The sequence below is a fragment of the Peribacillus sp. CSMR9 genome (assembly GCF_033141925.1).
In the GTDB taxonomy this organism is placed as follows: Bacteria; Bacillota; Bacilli; order Bacillales; family DSM-1321; genus Peribacillus; species Peribacillus simplex_A.
In genome coordinates, this window is record NZ_JAOPHO010000045.1 from 1 (window position 1) to 18958 (window position 18958).

The window sequence follows — 18958 nt, forward strand, 5'->3', positions numbered from 1 at the left end:
ATAAAAAGTTTAGCAACAATATATTGTGTCCTTCTTTCAAATTTACAACTAAATATGCTAATTAAAAGATAAAAAAAAAAAAAAAAACCCCTTTTTCTCCAACAATTCTTTTGGAAAAGGGGTTTGTCTACACTCTGGAGGGGACTGATTGGTCCCCTTCCTTCGTTTATGTCAAAACGGTATTCTTTGTTTCCTTCCCAAAAGCCACAGCAGCGGCTCCCACTAGAATAGCAATTGTAAATATGGTGAAAATCGTTGAAATCGGGGTACCGGCAGCAACTAAATACCCTACAAGCAATGGCCCCAGGACACCGCCAATCCTGCCAATACCAGCAGCTAGCCCTGTACCGGTACCACGAACTGCAGTTGGATACTGCTCAGGTGTATACGCATAAAGCGCACCCCATGCCCCTAAGTTGAAGAAAGATAGGAACATTCCAGAAACTATCAGCAGTGCCAACCCCTCTGCCGATCCAAAGAAAAAGGCACTGATGGCTGTTCCAATTAAGTATGTGATCAAAACGAATTTACGACCCATCTTCTCTATCAGCCATGCAGCTGAAAAATAGCCCGGAAGCTGTGCAAGCGTCATGATCAAAACATATTCAAAGCTTTGAATCAAACTGAATCCTTTTAAGACCATCACACTTGGCAGCCATAAAAACATCCCATAATAAGAAAAGACCACGCAAAACCAAAGAATCCACAAAACAAGGGTCTGGCGAGAATATTCCTTTTTCCAGACACTTCTCATGTTGCTTATTACTGTTGGTCTCTGCTTCTTTTCAAGTTCCGTAAATTTCGGTGAATCTGGTAGCTTCAAGCGCAGATACAGTGCATATAAAGCGGGAACTGCACTTAATATCAACGCAACCCTCCAACCATAAGCCGGAATGATGAAATAGGAGATGAGTGCTGCCAATATCCAGCCAACCGCCCAAAAACTTTCAAGGAGGACGACAACCCTTCCCCTTTTACTAGCATCAACACTTTCAGAAACCAATGTCGATGCAACCGGAAGTTCGCCCCCAAGTCCCATTCCAATCAAAAATCGCAATATCAAGAACAAGCTGAGTGTACCGACTGCTGCAGACAGGCCACTTGCGATTGAAAACAATAATAATGTAATGATAAAGACATTCTTGCGTCCGACCCTGTCAGCCATCGCACCAAAGAAAACAGCTCCGACAGCCATCCCTATAGAGTTTATGCTCCCTATCCAGCCAACCTGTTCACTGGTTAAGTTCCATTCCTGTTTCAAAGCAACTATAATGAAAGAAAGCATACCGACATCAAGTGCATCGAACATCCACCCAAGACCCGCAACACCTAATAATTTACGCTGCGATATCGTTTTAACATCATTTCCCATATATTCCTCCTGAAGAACTTTAGACCTTCTAGTTATTTTATCCCTATTCATTTTAACTATTAACTTTAATTTCCGCTATAGTATTTACACATGTCATGACAAAAAAACTTCATCGTTTATAAATGAAGAATGACTCTTGATTGGGGTATTATGTCGAATGATAAAGATTGAATATTCCTTTTTTTTCATTTATTATAAAAATTGGCATAGATCATAGCGTTATCAAATAAGTCATCATGTTTTGCCCAAGATATTCATTTTATTCAGGAGGGTACTTATGACAAATCTAACGTTAGAAGTAAGTGGAAAGCTGCAAAAATTTTTAACAGGACCAAAAAAGCTTTATATTAATGGTCAGTTTGTAGAAAGTGCTTCAAAAAAAACCTTCTCCACTCCTAATCCTGCTACAGGACAAAAACTTGCCGAAGTATATGAAGCAGATAAAGAAGATATCGACTTAGCCGTCAAAGCTGCACGCAAAGCATTCGATGAAGGTCCTTGGTCAAGGATGAGCGCCGCTACCCGCAGCAGGCTTATGTATAAGCTGGCAGATTTAATGGAAGAAAACAAAACTGAACTTGCTCAATTGGAAACGCTGGATAATGGGAAACCAATCAGTGAAACTACCAATGCTGACATCCCTTTAGCTATAGAACATATGAGATATTTTGCTGGCTGGTCCACTAAGATTGTTGGACAAACCATTCCGGTAAGCGGAAATTACTTTAACTACACAAAACACGAGGCTGTTGGTGTTGTGGGACAAATCATCCCATGGAACTTTCCGCTTCTTATGGCGATGTGGAAACTTGGAGCGGCACTTGCTACAGGCTGTACGGTCATATTAAAGCCTGCTGAGCAAACACCGCTTTCCGCACTTTATTTGGCTGAATTGTTCGCTGAAGCCGGTTTCCCTGATGGGGTGGTCAATATCGTTCCCGGCTTTGGTGAAACCGCGGGACAAGCACTTGTCGACCATCCGCAAGTAAATAAAATTGCATTTACCGGTTCGACTGAAGTTGGAAAATTGATCATGCGTTCCGCTTCATATTCATTGAAACGGGTCACATTGGAACTTGGTGGGAAATCCCCAAACATCATCCTACCCGATGCGGATTTCTCAAAAGCCATACCTGGAGCTTTGAATGGGGTCATGTTTAACCAAGGGCAGGTATGCTGTGCCGGATCCAGGGTTTATATTCAAAAGAAACATTATGACAACGTTGTTGCCGATATGGCCAGCCATGCAAAAAATATCAAACAAGGGGCAGGTTTAGATCCAAGCACACAAATTGGACCGCTTGTTTCCCAGGAGCAGCAAAATCGGGTAATGGGCTATATTGAAAAAGGGAAAAACGAGGGCGCGGAAGTTCTTGTCGGCGGTAACAAACCGGGTGAACAAGGCTACTTTGTTTCTCCTACCATATTCGCTGGTGTTGAAGAGGAAATGACGATCGCTAAAGAAGAGATTTTCGGGCCGGTCATTGCCGCAATGCCATACGAGGATTTAGACGATGTCATTAACCGCGCAAATGCCAGTGAATATGGATTGGCTGCTGGCTTATGGACAAGCGATTTAGCCAATGCCCATTATGTTGCAGGAAAACTCCGTGCTGGTACAGTGTGGGTGAACTGTTATAACGCTTTCGACGCGGCTTCCCCGTTCGGCGGTTACAAACAATCAGGAATCGGACGTGAAATGGGATCTTATGCACTTGATAACTATTCGGAAGTGAAAAGCGTCTGGATCAATTTGGGTAAGTGATTTTTTGAATATTAGAAAGGGGGTCTCAAAGAGACCCCCTTTCTTTCAGTCCGTGATGAACTGAGAAACAACAAAATTATTGCGACTGCTCAAACCTTTCCGATAGTCTTTCCTTCTTTAGTTTTGGTAGGTTGAAACATGGACAAAAAGAATGTTGAAGGCACCTTTACTGCTGGAGCTAGCGCGGGTGTACGTGTTCAAACGCCGGTGATGGTGTTGAGGCGGCCATTAATCACCTAAGTGAAATCAATTGGGAATGTTATGTGGACCATGATTTACTGAAAAGTTGTTTTTGATCTTATAATCTTTCATAGAACTATAAAGTTTTTCCATACAACGATGTAAAAAGTTTCTTTTTTATATGACAATAAGTACAATTATAGATGTAGAAAATGGAAAAGGAGTTTTTAAATGATGAGTGATTTTCAAACGAATTTAGAAAAATATGCAGAGCTGGCCGTTAAGGTCGGCGTTAATATCCAAAAAGATCAAACCCTGGTTGTAAACACTACATTAGAGGGAGCTGACCTTGTGCGTCTCATCGTAAAAAAAGCATATGAGAACGGCGCACGGAATGTCATCGTTAATTGGAATGATGATATCGTTGCACGTACCAAATATGAACTGGCTCCGGATGAGGTGTTCCACGAGTATCCAAAGTGGCGGGCCGAAGAAACGATCGAACTTGCGGAAAACGGAGCTGCGTATCTGTCCGTCATCTCCTCAAGCCCTGACTTATTGAAAAGTGTACAACCTGAAAGGATTGCCAACTTCCAAAAGGCATCCGGGACTGCTCTGAAGAAGTGGCGTCAGTATATGCAATCGGATAAAGTAAGCTGGTCCATAGTCGCCGTCCCTTCAAAGGCTTGGGCTGATAAAGTATTTCCTGAAGAAGCAGAAGGAAAACGCGTTGATATGCTATGGGAAGCCATTTTCAAGGCAGTTCGTGTTGATGTGAAGGATCCTGTAGAGGCTTGGAAAAAACACGATGATACCCTGCATGAAAAGGTTGATTATTTAAATGATAAGCATTACCAAAAATTACATTACACGGCTCCTGGAACCGACCTGACAATCGAGTTGCCTGACAAACACCTTTGGGTCGGAGCAGGAAGCGTTAACGTACAGGGTCATGAATTCATGGCTAACATGCCAACCGAAGAAGTGTTTACGGTTCCATTGAAAACAGGTGTTAACGGTACGGTTTCCAGTACGAAACCCCTTAGTTATGGCGGCAACATCATTAATAATTTTTCCGTAACCTTTAAGGAAGGACGGATCATTGAAGTAAAAGCTGAAGAAGGGGAAGAAATCCTAAAACAATTGGTTGAAACGGATGAAGGTTCACACTATCTTGGGGAAGTGGCACTCGTTCCATTCAACTCACCGATTTCCCAATCGAATGTTTTATTCTTCAATACATTATTCGATGAAAACGCGTCAAACCATCTCGCTATCGGCAGCTCCTATGCTTTCTGTATTGAAGGCGGAAAAAATATGAGTCCAGAAGAGCTTGCAGAAAATGGGCTGAATGAAAGCCTTGCACATGTCGATTTCATGATTGGATCCGTGAAAATGAACATCGACGGCATCAAACAGGATGGCACTTCAGAACCTGTCTTCCGTAATGGGGATTGGGCGTTTTAATTAAAGGGTTGGATAGAGGGGTTTTTAAGGTCTATAGCCTTGAGTGGTCAAAGAATTGGTCACATCACATTTCATTAGATTTAAACAAATTATCTATCTCATTGGCCACGTGTTTCTGCATACTAGGAAGCACGTGGCTATAAAGTGTACAGTTTATTTTGGAAGTCCCTTTAAATAGTCACCTGTTGATGCTCTTTAATTAATTTGTCTAGTGTTGGTCTTGATACACCTAATTCCTTTGCAAGCTGAGAATTCGATAGTTCTCGAATGGTATATCTTTTATATTGCTTGTCGAAGTCTGGAATCAATACTTCTTTCCTTCCTTACTACTTTCCTGCTGCTTTACCTATATGATACTCATGGAAAACAAGCCATTTATATACAGGTTATGAATAAAATTTTGTATATAAACAGCTTATTAAATATTTGTGTTATTGAACTCAAACCAGCGTCTAATAAGGCAAATGTTCATTTTAAAATAACGTCATGTGTGCAAAATTAACTAATAGTACTTAATGAGGCTAGTAACAACCATGTCCATGATGACCGCCATAGCCCATACCATAACCAGAATGACCGCCATAACCCATACCATAACCAGAATGACCGCCATAGCCCATACCATATCCAGGATGACCGCCATAGCCCATACCATAACCATGATAACCACCATAGCCCATACCGTATCCAGGTTGACCGCCATAGCCCATGCCATAACCGCCTAAACCACCATAACCCATGCCATAACCAGGATAACCGCCAAAGAATTGTCTTTCCATTTATATCTCCTCCTCAAATTGCTTCAAAAATAGTGTATGTGTCCATATTCAAAGAGGAATAGACATTTGCCTATATTAAAAATTCACAAGTGTTTACAGACAATTAGCCAGTCAAAAAAGGTATGGGGGAGAATATGAAGAAGCATTTAGTGGGCAATGGATTGATATTAATTTTCCCGATCCTAAAATTAGTTTTAGGCATCCTCATTCCTTTTATAATATCCGAATGTGCAGAACCTTTTCAAATATGCTCTGTTCATGGCAAAAGCTCTCACAATACGTCCACTTATCACGTTTAGGAAGCTACATAATATATCATTGGAATATCTTGAACACATTTTTTATTCCCAAATATGTTATACTATTAATAAAGAGGGTGCATAAATTGAAAAGCAATAAGTATAATACTGGCGAAACAGTAACTATTCAGGATACTAATGAATTAGTAACCATTAATAAATGGGCATACGTAAAGAACATGAAAAGATATTCTTATACTGTAAAAGAACATCCAACTACTTTTTTCTTTGAAGAAGAATTAAAAAAAGCTTAATAACACGTCCCTAAAACCCTACTCCGCTCAGAGTGGGTTTTTTTATGCCTTCATTTTTTAAAACAATAAAAAACAGACTCCAGTAGAGGAGTCTGTTCATATAGGTTACGATTTAATTTTAAAATTAAGCTTTTTGAACGTTAGCAGCTTGAGCTCCACGAGCACCTTGCTCAACGTCGAAAGTTACTTTTTGACCTTCGTCTAAAGATTTGAAGCCTTCGCTTTGGATAGCTGAGAAATGTACGAATACGTCGTCTCCGTTTTCACGTTCGATAAATCCAAAACCTTTTTATGCATTAAACCATTTAACTGTACCTTGTTCCATTTTTGTTGCCTCCTAGTGCATAACACACATGTTATTACTATTTTTAACCATTTGGAAAATAACTAGTATCCTCTTCCACAATCAAAAACAATTCTTTATTAGATTAACATGAAATGATTAATATAGCAAATTATCTAGAGATATTTTAAAAATACAAGGATTACATCTTCTTCGCCTTCCTATTGGATAGATTTTTTCAATTGCCCATTTCCCTCTTTCCTTTATTTTCTTTATTTATCCAATAGAATGATTCAGATAATGATGAAAGGGTATATCAAATAAGAAACAGTACCATTTCACTTAAAGAGTAAACAGCAAGGAGGTCAATCAATGAAATATTACAAAGTTTCCAATAGCGGTTTTGAAAGTAAGGTTATTGTAGCCTATAGCGGGTATGAGGCACTTGGATTCTATTTAATGGAAATCAATGATCAACTTGGTTTTGTTGATGATATAGATGTGGAAGAAGTAGATCCTGATGAACGAGTCGAGATTTCCTACACCGGGTATCCCGTCTATAAGACACTTAAGGAAATATATCAAGAGAACGATTTTTGGGAAATTCCCAATGTTGTCGTGGAAGTCGAATAATAAAAGAATCCCCCGTCTATAAGGAAAGGGAATTCGGATTATGCCCCTGGGATGGTTATCTCCCAATTAATTCAGTCAAATAATATTTGGTAATAGCAAGATATTCACGGGTATACGATTTCAACAATACCACTTTTGGTGTCTTTGCCGGTATTCCCTTCATGTCCAAGCCTTCTTTTTTTGCTATTTCAACTGCCCGGTAGATATGAAAATCATTACTGACAATCAATCCGGAAGCAGCTTTATCAGGAATGAGTTCTTTTGAGAAAACAATATTTTCGTGAGTTGTTGTAGATTTGTCTTCCATCATGATACGCGCTGCTTCTATTCCATGCGCGATTAGCCCCTGTTGCATTGCCTTTGCTTCCGAAATATCTTCCCCCGGACCTTTGCCGCCAGATACAATGACCACAGTATGTTCATTCGCCGATAAATATTCTGCAGCTTTATCAATCCGGTATTGTAAAGATAATGATGGAACCGAACCTTTGACCCTTGCTCCAAGAATTATGAGGTAATTGGCATTTTCCGGAATTGGATGGTGAATGCTTTGTTGAATTTTCATATGTAAAAAACCAAAATAACCCAGTAACACAACAAATCCAATTACGACAAATTTCATTGTCCTCTTCAATGTTTTTCCCCGTTTCGTTTTTCTTTCATTATATACCATTTTTCCCTCATTTCCCCTTATAACTAATAATATGGAAGAGCGGGAATCATGATTGACTTCCCGCTCTTCTTCTTATTATAGTGATGACCATTCCAAATCGGATAATCTATTCTGAGACCATATCATCATATATCAACTTTCCAATTTTACTTATTACTTGACGGCTTTCTTCCTCTGATTTCATATCTTCAGTTAGAACTGCAGCATAAACTGTTTGTGTTTCTGACCGAATGATTGCACAATCATGGGCAACTCCCCGAATTCCGCCCGTTTTGCTTGCGACCTTAACTCCTCTGCCCATCAGTGATGGAAGTTTATCCCGTATTTGCTGATTATCAAATACACGCATTATTCTTTCCTGGCTTTCTTTCGTTAAAAAGTCGCCTGTATGTATGGCTTTTAAGCAGGTAATCGTATCTTCTGCCGAAATGGTATTGTCCCGTCCTTCCTTTAATGCCTTAAAATCCTGCATTTTTCGTTCAAGGATGGTATTTTTCAAACCAAGTTCCTTGATGCATCGATTAATTTCATCAATGCCTAACAGGCTCATCAACATATTCGTGGATGTATTGTCAGAAACGGTTATCATCAATGTCAATAAGTCCTCAACCGTTAAAAATACCTTATTTGATAAGGCATGCAGGACCCCAGATCCGCCGGTCACTTCATTAGGGGGGATGGTCACTGGTTGATTCAAATAGATTTTCTTTTGTTCACTTTGACGATAACCTTCGATGATCATTGGTATTTTGATTAAACTAGCTGATTGAAAGGATTCATTCACGTGATATCCAATAGTCTCTCCTAGACCATTTTCAATTTTATATGCAATTTTCCCATTAAATGATTCAACTAATGCCAAGATATCATGTTCTATGGTTTGTAAGGTCATAAATTCCCTGTTCCTCCTTATTGTTTCATTTAAGTCCCTTTAAAAACTCCCTTATACCTTAACTTATTCTACCATGTTAAAAGCAGTACAATCTTCTACGAAATTCCAAATCGAATTAATTTGTATAAAAAGCAAAATAAAAGAGCCTTCGTCTTGAAAGCCCCCTTAAAAAGTGGTATTTATCTTGTTTTAACAGCCCGGCCCTTAACTGGGAATCGTTTCTTCTCAGTTGTATCCACCTGAGTGATTTCACCATCATGTACGGTTATTATGACTGATCCATATTGTAGATCTTCCAAGCTTGAAATGATATGCCTAAATTTGAATTCTTCTTTTTTTTCCATAATCTCTCCCCTTCACTACTGGTAATAAAGATTCGTTTCATACCTAATGTAAAAAAGAGATCGTACGAACATCACACGTACTCTCCCCGCTTTCCATGTTTTCTTGAGGAACTTGGTTTACCTATCATATCCTCATCATACTTTGCGTATAAGAATAACCAGTTAATAGGAACTCCACATTCCCCTCCCCCCACTATAAAAAATAAAAGGCACCCGCCATCTAACAGAAGTAGATGTAAGGGTGCCTTTAGTTGACTAATCGGCAATATTTGAGAGTTGCATATGTTATAGAAAAATACGATTTAAAGCAAAAACCGCATTATTCTTACCAACTAACTTGGTATTTACTAATATAATCCAATTCCCTCGTTTTGTCAATATGAATTAGAATTTTCTGATTAGTATGTGTTTTACATTTTACTTATTTACCACTTTACCAAACTAAATTATTTAAGATATACTATTTTAGTATAAGTTGTCGGTATTAACACACACTTTGTATTTAAGAAAGGTTCGATTATAAATGGTAAATAAAAAATGGGGTTTATTGATTTTGACCACATTCGTAATTGGGAATATGGTCGGCGGCGGAATTTTCATGCTCCCTGCTCAATTAGCACAAGTATCCAGCCCATTAGGGGCCACATTGGCGTGGGTGGTTACTGGACTGGGAGTTTTTCTAATAGCTCTGGTGTTTGGTAACTTGGCAGTCCGGAAACCGGATTTGAAGGCTGGACCTCAAAGTTATGCTCAAGCATTATTTAAATCTCCGGCTAAAGGAAGGGTTTCAGGCTATAGTATGGCTTGGGGTTATTGGGCTGCAAATTGGGCTGCGACAGCTTCTGTCATCATTTCATTTGCTGGTTACCTATCAACATTTTTCCCGGTCATGCATAGTACCAAAGTGATTTATACTGCTGGTTCATTTGATCTCGAAGTTGGTAAAGCACTAACATTTGCGGTATGCTCCATTGCACTTTGGGGGATCCAGGCAATCTTGGTAAGAAATTTTAACAGTGCTGGAAAACTGAATCTTTTTGCTACGGTTACCAAAGTGCTTGGATTCTTATTTTTCATCATTATCACGATATTCATCTTCGATTCTTCCAATCTGGGGAACGGTGCTGAATTTTATGATAAAGCAGGTTCAGCCATCTCTTTAGGTGCTCAAGTGAATGCTGCTGCAATTTCAACATTATGGGCCTTCATCGGTATTGAAGCTGCCGTCATGCTTTCAAACCGTGCTAAGTCACAAAATGATGTAAAGAAAGCGACGATTCTTGGTTTACTTATCGCTGTTTCCATTTATATCGGCATTACCTTATTGACGATGGGTGCCATATCTCAAGATGATTTGAAAATATCCCAAAAGCCACTTGTTGACGCACTACAAGCTATAGTTGGTTCAAGCGGCACGTATTTAATGGCCGCTCTTGCCGTCATTTCCTTATTGGGATCAACTATCGGATGGATTGTCGTTGCATCTGAAGTTCCTTACCAGGCAGCCAAATCAGATCTGTTTCCAGCCTACTTTGCAAAGGCAAACAAAAATGGCACACCCGTCCGTTCTATGACAATAACAAATATCATGACACAGATATTCTTATTCTCCACTATTTCGGGAACGATCCTGGAAGCTTATAAATTCTCAATGATTGTCGCAACACTCGCTTACTTGATTCCTTATCTTGCATCAGTTCTGTACCAGTTAAAGTTAGTCATGACTGGTGAAACATATGACATCATGAAAGGCTCAAGGGTACGTGATGGCATCATCACCATCCTAGCGTTAGTCTACTCGATCTGGGTCATCAAGACCGGTACAGCCGATATGAATACATTCATACTTGGCATTGCCTTATATGTATTTGGAATCGTTCTATACCCACTCTGGATGAGAAAGAAAGCATAAACTTAAACACCTTGGCATTCAAAAGTGCCAAGGTGTTTTATTTATATCTCTTTCATTATCAGTCTAGTCTTCAGCTGAACCGTTTCCCCTGAGCTTAGCTCCCGCAATCCAGTCAAATCCGCCGATAAATCCAGATTAGGAGCATTCGTTACCCATGTATATGGTTCCGGACAGACGAACCCCTCCTGATTGAACAATACCCAAAACTTAAAACGTTGATCGCCTTGATAAATGACTTGTATGCCAGCATCTTGATCAGTGAGAACACACTCGTTTTCCAGAGCACTTTCCTCATCATAGCCAAAAAGATCATCAAACCGCCGACCTTCCAAGCTAAATCCATTTTGGATTTCCAACGTATTGGCCGTTTCATGAATTTCACCAGTGGGCAATGACCTTTCATTCAACTCCCATTGTTTATTGACGGGAAGTGATATTCTGCAATCCTCCATTTTGCTCCCTGGTCCAAATGGAAAATTGAATACAGTGTGATAACCTGCTCCCCACGGAAAGGGTTCAATGCCCTTGTTGGTGATTTCCAATTGGATATCCAATGTATCATCCATTAAGGACAAAGACATATTCACAGTGATATTTTGTGGGAAGCTACCTTTTAGATTAGTAAAATCACTGCTTGAAAATTCAGTATTAATGACGATTTCATTCCCGTTCACTTCCTTTTTGCAGACTCGCCACGGCTTGTCATGCAAAAGACCATGAATATGATTGAATTTTCCCATTTCATTGATTGGAAACTTATAGGTATTCTCCTTATATGTAAATTGACCATCTTCAATTCGATTGGGAGGAAACAAGATTGGCATACCGTATAAAATGGGGTCCTTTTTATACTCTTCCAAACTATCCGGAGTTCGCAGCACCTCAATATCCTTTCGCTTGTACTTCAACGAAAGCAGATTGCTGCCTAAAGATGGTGCAAGCATCGCTTCCACATTTGCATTGCCGAACTTTATGGCCTTTTCATTTAAAAAAATGATATCCTCTATATACCCTGTCACTTATTCTCCCCCTTTGGCTTGAACATATATCCATCCTACTTCCACGGACCATTTTTTGCAACAAATGGAAAATATATATTTCTGAGTTTAAAAAAAGAGTTGGTAATCTAGGATTTTGCTTAGTTTGCTTTACTATTTTTCTGTTTCTCTTTTATACTTTTTACTGTGCACTGCTCGACTACCGTTACTTTACTAGGTACCTTATTAAATAAAAAAGGATGCCCTTCACGGCATCCTTTTTCATATTATCGATTACTTTCACTTACTAATGCCACTATGCCCTCTTCATCATCCAAAACAAGTTCAATACCTGAATATGGATCTATATTCAAATATTCATCGAGCCATAAGCGAAGCGCTTCTATCAAGTTGATGGTAATTAACACTTGTTTCCGGCCATCTACAAACGTTTCAGCCGAAAAGCCATAATCATCATCATACATTAACTCCACTTCTACCTCATTAGGTTCTACCTGCTTTTTACGGGCAATGTAAACACAAACCGCATTGATGATATCTTGTTCGGAAATCTTTAGCCTCTCCATGGGTTTGGATCCTCTTTCTTCTTCTTATCTTTGAAGTATGTGAATATTTTACGGATTACAACGATTAATGCAACTACCGCTAACACGTTGATCATTAGTCCAAGTATAGAACCAAGGGCTCCCATATTGGCGAATAGGCTACCAAAAAGTAAACCTGCTAGTCCACCTAGCATAATTCCTTTCATTAAGCCGCCTTTAGAGAATGATTTCCCACTTTTTGTATCAGTCTTTGCTTTATTAGTGGTAGTGGCATCGGATTTCTTCGTTTCTTTGTTTTGGAAAATCGATTTATTATTGTTGTTGCTATTAAAGCTTCTTTTCCCAGACTTGTAACCCCTTGCATCGACTGACTCCGAATGATCCTTGAATACATAAGTGCCGACTGGCGAGAATGCTAGTGTAATTGTAAGTAATGCAGCCATAAATTTTTTCATCATTTTTTTTTGCCTCCGTTTAATAGTATGGAATGTCGTTTCATTATATGTCTTCCCAGATTTACTGAAAGTCCACATCACCTATCCCTTTTTTTATCTTATAGTATTTACGTTTAATATCAAAATAAGTTTCACTTTTCTCGATATTTTTTTAAAAAAAATAAGCAGGAGCGTTTACTCCCCTGCTTATTAATGAACTATTAATTTACACGAACGACACGGCCATTGAATTTTCCTGCCCAATACCCGCTAGCCATATTGGCGATTGCAACACCTGTTGAACTTTGGGAACCGATAAATTTGCCGCCGCCGACATAAATTCCGACATGCCCATCAGTTTTATAGGTATTGAAAAACACTAAATCTCCAGGTTGCATTTGGCTTTTAGATACTTGACGTCCTGCACTTTTCAATGCATCCGTACTTGGTGGAAGGTTCACACCAGCTTGTCTATAAGCCCATGCAACGAACGCTGAACAATCGAATCGGCCGTTAGCAATATCAGAAGCCGTTCTTCCGCCACCAAATTTATATGTGGAGTTACCGATATATTTATAGCCTGCTGTAATTGCAGAGCCAGTATTTGCACTGCTTGGCTTACTTGATGTTTCAGTTATACTCGCTGCAGGTTTATCTGCAGAACTGTTATTAGATGAATCGGAAGATGATGATTCACCTTTAGACGAACCTGATGCAGATGCTTCACCTTTAGGCGAACTTGATGATTCTTCACTAGAAGAATTTGATGATTCTTCGCTAGAAGAATTTGAAGAACTCACTTCTTTAGCAGCACGGTCAAGTTCTGCTTTCTCTGATGCTTTACGTTCTTCCTCTTTTTTGATATCTTCACGAATGGATGCTATTTGCGCTTCCAAACCTGCATCTTTATTCTCTAAAGATTGTTTAAGGGCAGCTGTTTCCGATTCCTTCTTTTCACTCTTTGCCTTCATCTTCACAGTTTCTGCTTTTTGATCTGCAATTTGGGATTGCATGCCTTTAAGCTCCACTTCCATATCCTTCAGGCTCTGCAATTTTTTCTCAACAGTCGCTTGTTTTTTTTCTAAGTCAGCTTTATCCGCTTCCTGCTCCTTAAGAATCTGTTGGTCAGCTTCCACAATGGTAGCTACCGCTCCAACACGATTAACGAATTCACCAAAGTTTTTAGAACCTAAAACAACTTCTAGGTAGTCAACGTCTCCACCGCTCTCTTGGAATGAAAGGGCACGCTCTTTCAAGACTTCCTCACGTTTTGCGATTCTTTCTTCCAAAGCTTTAATTTCCTTCTTTAAAGAATCTATGTCTTTTTCGGTGTCATTAACTTCTTGTTTAGTGTCTTTAATTTTTTGGTCATTTTCTTTCATTGCCGTTTCTATCTGGGCAATTTGGGAATTCATTTTCGATTGTTCATTTTTCAATTCCTTAATAACCTGTTCTGCCTCTGAAATATCTGATTGTACTCCTGTGCGTTGCGATTGAATATCCGAGATAGATTCAGCTTTAACCGACGGGATGGCAAAAGCGCTTCCTAATCCTAGCATAATTGTCGTGTTCAAAACGATAAGTTTTTTCTTCAAACTCATTTCCCCTGCTTTCCTCCCCTTGCATTTCCATCGACCCACATCTTTTTCTCTATGAAAAATAATTAGTCAAAATAAATTGCTGGGAACTCTTCTCTATTTTTTTTACTCATTATGTAATCTTCTAAGGTTGTAATAATATTAAATACATTGCTGAAACTCTTCTATGTTTTTACCTAAGTCGTAGTATATCATCAGATTTTGTCAAATACGTAATAACAATGTTACATTTACATTTCATTTTTAACATAATATATAAAAATTCGACTTTTCCCTGTGATAAACCAACCAATATTTTACATAAACATCTTCATTTTTTGATGCAAGACTTTCTATCTAGTGTTTAGAACCAAGGGACCATAGACTATTGGCGGTAAAAACTCACCAAAATCCAAACCGCATATCAACTCTGTAGCTGATGGCAGCTTATAACCTTTCATATAGGGAAGTCACTAATATCCTCATTAAAAACTAAAAAACCGCTCTCAGCGGTTTTTTCGTCAATATTCGACCCACGCTAAATTCCAGCCATATAGTCGACAAAGACTTTCAATTCTTTTGGTCGGACAAACACCCTTTCACCTTTCCTTATTTCCAGATTCATATAATGCTCTTTTGTCAGTTCGATTTCTAGCGGTTCGTTTGTATCCTGGCGAATCACTTCTATCCGGACAATGGGGCCAATTGTATGAATGTGATCAATAATGGATGCAATCGAATCCTTTCCTGATGATTCTCTTTCTATTATAAAGTTATGAGCCCTTACATAACCCGTACTCACTCCATCTTCACTGTCCGGAGCATTCATTTCCACATTCCCAGTTACCAATTTCCCTTGGTGAACGTTGCCCTTAAAAAGATTGACACTGCCGAGAAAATCATAAACAAATGGATTTTTCGGATGATCATACACTTCTTCCGGAGTTCCAATCTGTTCAATTTTCCCTTCATTCATGATAACGACCCGATCAGCAACATCCATCGCCTCTTCTTGATCATGCGTCACGAACACACTCGTAACATTGAATTCATCATGAAGCCTTCTTAGCCAACGCCGAAGTTCTTTTCGAACTTTAGCATCCAATGCCCCGAATGGTTCATCAAGCAAAAGAATATTCGGTTCAACCGCAAGTGCCCTTGCCAATGCTACACGCTGGCGCTGCCCCCCTGATAATTGGGATGGGTAACGATCTTTATAGCCTTCCAGCTTGACGAGCTGAAGCAATTCGGTAACCTTTTGTTCAATCACTTTTTTACTGGGCCTTATTTTTCTAGGGCGGACCTTTAATCCATAGGCAATATTATCAAAAATGGTCATATTACGAAAAAGGGCATAATGCTGAAAGACAAAACCCACATTCCGATCCTTTACATGCTTATGCGTGTAATTCTCTTCATTGAAGAGGATCTTTCCGTTCTCTGCCTGTTCAAGACCCGCGATGATACGCAGTAATGACGTTTTTCCAGATCCGGAAGGGCCAAGAAGGGCTACGAGTTCCCCGCTCTTTATTTCCAAATCGATGTTCTGGAGTGCTTGATAGGACCCGTAATATTTTGTAACATTTTCAATGATGATACTCATTTCCTTCCTCCTAACTCGCTTTGGTTGATTTAAAGTCGGTTTTCCATTCTATGAAACTTTTAATGATCAAGGTTATGATTGCAAAAATGGACATCAGGGATGCAACGGCAAAAGCGGCTGAAAATTGATATTCATTGTATAAGATTTCAATATGAAGCGGCATCGTATTTGTCATCCCCCGTATATGGCCCGATACGACCGATACGGCTCCAAACTCCCCGATTGTCCTTGCATTGCAAAGGATGACTCCATATAAAAGTCCCCATTTTATATTGGGAAGCGTCACATACCAAAATGTCTTAAACCCTCCAGCACCCAGCGTGAGTGAAGCCTCTTCTTCAGACGTCCCCTGACTTTGCATGAGCGGGATTAATTCGCGTGCAATGAATGGGAAGGTGATGAAAATGGAAGCGATGACAATCCCCTGTACTGAAAATATCACTTTAATGTCAAAGGTTTGCAGCAATGGACCAAGTGTTCCATGTAGGCCGAACAGAAGGACAAATATCAACCCTGCAATGACGGGTGAAACGGAAAAAGGCAAATCAATCAACGTTATTAAGAAGTTTTTTCCCTTAAAATCATATTTTGTAATTGTCCACGCAGCCACTATCCCAAATATGGCATTGAGTGGCAAGGTAATGAGAACAACTATCAATGTTAATTTAATTGCAGCCAATGTATCAGGGTGTGCAATGGCCGCAAAATAAGCTTCAGCACCTTTTTCAAAGGCCTTTACAAAGATTGCGATTAATGGGACAACTAAAAACAAAGTCAGAAATAGCAATACAATGGAAATAAGGACCCACTGTATGGATTTAGGCTCTTTTGTTGTGTTTCTCGTTATAATGACTGGATCATTCGTATTTACAACCACTGAATTATCATGTTCCAACATGTCCCCTCCTACTTCCCTGAATATCTTTTGCCAGTCCACCATTGTAAGATATTGATGGTGAACAAAATTATAAATGTAATAATGAGCATGACGGCTGCTACCGCTGTTGCACCTTCATAATCATACTGTTCAAGCTTTGTCATGATGATCAGCGGGGAAATCTCCGTTTTAAATGGCATATTTCCAGCAATGAAGACAACGGATCCATACTCTCCAAGTGCTCTCGCAAAAGAAAGTGCAAAACCCGTCAATATTGCTGGAATCAATTCCGGGAAGATAATTTTAATGAATGTCTGCATTCGATTCGCCCCTAGAGAAGCAGATGCTTCTTCCATCCCTTTTTCTATATTTTCAAGTACCGGCTGAACCATCCGCACCACGAATGGGAGACCTATAAATATAAGGGCGATGATGATCCCGGTAGGGGTGAAAGCGATTTTAAAGTTGAAAAATTGCCCAATCCACCCGTTCGGTGAGTACAAAGTGGTCAAAGTAATCCCTGCCACAGCAGTCGGTAGGGCAAAAGGCAAATCCACCAGCCCATCGATGATCCGTTTGCCGGGAAACTCATAACGAGTAAGCACCCAGGCAATTAAAACGCCAAAAACTGCGTTCACGAAGGCCGCAGTTAACGCTGATAAAAAACTCAATTTATACGAAGCGACAACCCTTGGTTCAGTTATGGTCGCCCAAAAATCCTGAAATCCCATTGAAAATGTGTTTAGAAAAACCATGGATAATGGAATCAAAACGATGATGGAGAGATACAGCAACGTAAAACCCATCGTCAAACCAAAACCGGGTATAGTCCTCTTTTTCTTCTGTTTACCTTCTGTCATTATATTCATCGCTTCGCCCCAGCTCTTCTTCTTATTATGAAGGAGAAGATGTGTCTATCCATCTTCTCCCCCTGCTTATTGCGGTTGATAAATTTCGTCAAATGTACCACCGTCATTGAAATGTGTTTCTTGGGCTTTTTTCCACCCGCCAAACGTATCATCAACGGTCACCATATCGATATTTGCAAATTGGTCTTCATATTTAGCGAGTATCTTCTCATCCCTTGGACGATAGAAGTTTTTCGCGGCAATTTCCTGACCGGCATCCGAATATAAGTATTCCAGGTAGGCTTCAGCCACTTCCTTTGTTCCTTTTTTCTCGGCCACCTTGTCAACAACAGCTACCGGTGGCTCTGCTAATATACTGATAGAAGGATTGACGATTTCATATTTGTCATCACCGAATTCTTCAAGTGTTAAATAGGCTTCATTCTCCCAAGCAATAAGTACGTCACCAATTCCCCTTTCTACAAAAGTGGTGGTTGCACCCCGTGCCCCTGAATCCAGAACCTCAACATTCTGATAAAGCTTTTTCATGAAATCCTTAACCTTTGTTTCGTCACTATCGAATTTCTTCTCTGCATATGCCCATGCAGCCAGGTAATTCCACCTTGCCCCTCCGCTTGTCTTTGGATTTGGTGTAATGACGGATACATCCTTTTTGATTAGATCATCCCAATCTTTAATGCCTTTAGGGTTATCTTTTTTCACCAAAAATACAATGGTTGATGTGTAAGGTGTAGAGTTTTCCGGTAAACGTTTCTGCCAATCCTCCGCTAATAGGTTACTAGCTTCATAAATGGCATCAATATCATAGGCCAATGCCAATGTAACGACATCCGCTTCCAATCCATCAATAACGGCCCTGCCCTGTTTACCAGACCCGCCATGGGATTGTTGAATCGATACATCCTGACCCGATTCTTCTTTCCAATGCTTCACAAACGCTTCATTGAATTCCTGGTACAATTCACGTGTCGGATCATATGACACATTCAATAGCTCGACTGGCTTTGATGTCCCGTCCCCTTCCGTTTTTTCCGAGTTGCATCCTGCGAGTACACCGAAAGCCAATATCAAACTTGTCAATATCATCAATTTTTTCATGAACTTCCTCCTGTTTTTCACTTTTTGCAACAAAAAAGGCATACTATTCCCTTCTTAATTTTATTCAAGGAGATAGTATGCCTTCAGTTCTCTGATCAGCGAAT

General features: G+C 39.6%; 18 protein-coding genes and 1 pseudogene. 5 read left to right on the forward strand and 14 right to left on the reverse strand.

All coding sequences use genetic code 11. From position 1 onward, the window contains the following. Positions 1-166 precede the first annotated feature (166 nt). The gene (locus N9I19_RS17345) at positions 167-1372 is read right to left on the reverse strand and encodes an MFS transporter (RefSeq protein ID WP_317778510.1); all 1206 of its coding nucleotides are present in this window, start codon (positions 1370-1372) and stop codon (positions 167-169) included. 277 nt (positions 1373-1649) lie between these two features. Between N9I19_RS17345 and N9I19_RS17350 the strand changes: the two genes are divergently transcribed. Together N9I19_RS17350 and N9I19_RS17355 are read left to right on the forward strand one after the other, a co-directional pair. Continuing rightward, a complete protein-coding gene (locus N9I19_RS17350) occupies positions 1650-3137 on the forward strand; it encodes an aldehyde dehydrogenase family protein (protein WP_061462174.1) in 1488 nt (495 codons plus the stop codon). Positions 3138-3551: 414 nt separating this feature from the next. Then, complete coding sequence (locus N9I19_RS17355) at positions 3552-4784, forward strand: aminopeptidase (RefSeq protein ID WP_061466007.1); 1233 nt, start codon at positions 3552-3554, stop codon at positions 4782-4784. 521 nt (positions 4785-5305) lie between these two features. Here the strand turns inward: N9I19_RS17355 and N9I19_RS17360 are convergent. Further along, positions 5306-5563 carry a hypothetical protein gene (locus N9I19_RS17360; protein WP_317778511.1) on the reverse strand — a complete coding sequence of 86 codons (258 nt, stop codon included), beginning with the start codon at positions 5561-5563 and terminating at the stop codon, positions 5306-5308. 385 nt (positions 5564-5948) lie between these two features. On the opposite strand from N9I19_RS17360, the gene N9I19_RS17365 reads away from it, so the two are divergent. After that, complete coding sequence (locus tag N9I19_RS17365) at positions 5949-6116, forward strand: hypothetical protein (protein WP_167555970.1); 168 nt, start codon at positions 5949-5951, stop codon at positions 6114-6116. A 124-nt stretch (positions 6117-6240) separates the two neighbouring features. On the opposite strand, the pseudogene cspC reads toward N9I19_RS17365, so the two are convergent. Beyond that, positions 6241-6441: pseudogene (gene cspC, locus N9I19_RS17370) on the reverse strand (cold shock protein CspC). A gap of 330 nt (positions 6442-6771) precedes the next feature. Here cspC and N9I19_RS17375 point away from each other — a divergent pair. Beyond that, entirely contained in the window at positions 6772-7032 is a 261-nt protein-coding gene (locus N9I19_RS17375) for a hypothetical protein (RefSeq protein WP_317778512.1), read from the forward strand. 55 nt (positions 7033-7087) lie between these two features. Here the strand turns inward: N9I19_RS17375 and N9I19_RS17380 are convergent, their stop codons facing one another. The 3 genes from N9I19_RS17380 to N9I19_RS17390 form a co-directional block, all read right to left on the reverse strand. After that, positions 7088-7705 (reverse strand): YdcF family protein, encoded by a 618-nt coding sequence (locus tag N9I19_RS17380; protein WP_317778513.1) that lies wholly within the window; start codon positions 7703-7705, stop codon positions 7088-7090. Between the two features lie 106 nt (positions 7706-7811). Next, positions 7812-8597 (reverse strand): serine hydrolase, encoded by a 786-nt coding sequence (locus N9I19_RS17385; protein ID WP_317778514.1) that lies wholly within the window; start codon positions 8595-8597, stop codon positions 7812-7814. A gap of 179 nt (positions 8598-8776) precedes the next feature. Further along, positions 8777-8941 carry a YezD family protein gene (locus N9I19_RS17390; protein ID WP_081108733.1) on the reverse strand — a complete coding sequence of 55 codons (165 nt, stop codon included), beginning with the start codon at positions 8939-8941 and terminating at the stop codon, positions 8777-8779. Between the two features lie 523 nt (positions 8942-9464). Here N9I19_RS17390 and N9I19_RS17395 point away from each other — a divergent pair. Then, positions 9465-10853: an amino acid permease gene (locus N9I19_RS17395; RefSeq protein WP_061462169.1), complete on the forward strand. Its 1389-nt coding sequence runs from the start codon at positions 9465-9467 to the stop codon at positions 10851-10853. A gap of 41 nt (positions 10854-10894) precedes the next feature. On the opposite strand, the gene N9I19_RS17400 is transcribed toward N9I19_RS17395, so the two are convergent. From N9I19_RS17400 to N9I19_RS17435, 8 genes are all read right to left on the reverse strand, one after another. Then, positions 10895-11872 (reverse strand): aldose 1-epimerase, encoded by a 978-nt coding sequence (locus tag N9I19_RS17400; RefSeq protein WP_317778515.1) that lies wholly within the window; start codon positions 11870-11872, stop codon positions 10895-10897. 245 nt (positions 11873-12117) lie between these two features. Then, the gene (locus N9I19_RS17405) at positions 12118-12417 is read right to left on the reverse strand and encodes a YxcD family protein (protein ID WP_061462167.1); all 300 of its coding nucleotides are present in this window, start codon (positions 12415-12417) and stop codon (positions 12118-12120) included. Next, positions 12405-12851, reverse strand: coding sequence for a hypothetical protein (locus tag N9I19_RS17410; protein ID WP_317778525.1), 447 nt, complete (start codon positions 12849-12851; stop codon positions 12405-12407). Before N9I19_RS17410 ends, N9I19_RS17405 begins: the two co-directional genes overlap by 13 nt. A gap of 200 nt (positions 12852-13051) precedes the next feature. Then, positions 13052-14425: a C40 family peptidase gene (locus N9I19_RS17415; protein ID WP_486352020.1), complete on the reverse strand. Its 1374-nt coding sequence runs from the start codon at positions 14423-14425 to the stop codon at positions 13052-13054. Positions 14426-14945: 520 nt separating this feature from the next. Continuing rightward, the gene (locus N9I19_RS17420) at positions 14946-16010 is read right to left on the reverse strand and encodes a sulfate/molybdate ABC transporter ATP-binding protein (protein WP_089364718.1); all 1065 of its coding nucleotides are present in this window, start codon (positions 16008-16010) and stop codon (positions 14946-14948) included. Between the two features lie 10 nt (positions 16011-16020). Then, entirely contained in the window at positions 16021-16887 is an 867-nt protein-coding gene (gene cysW / locus N9I19_RS17425) for a sulfate ABC transporter permease subunit CysW (protein ID WP_411730460.1), read from the reverse strand. 29 nt (positions 16888-16916) lie between these two features. Further along, a complete protein-coding gene (gene cysT, locus N9I19_RS17430) occupies positions 16917-17747 on the reverse strand; it encodes a sulfate ABC transporter permease subunit CysT (RefSeq protein WP_375166307.1) in 831 nt (276 codons plus the stop codon). 75 nt (positions 17748-17822) lie between these two features. After that, on the reverse strand, positions 17823-18854 hold the full coding sequence (locus N9I19_RS17435; protein ID WP_317778517.1) for a sulfate ABC transporter substrate-binding protein: 1032 nt from the start codon (positions 18852-18854) through the stop codon (positions 17823-17825). Between the last annotated feature and the right edge of the window lie 104 nt (positions 18855-18958).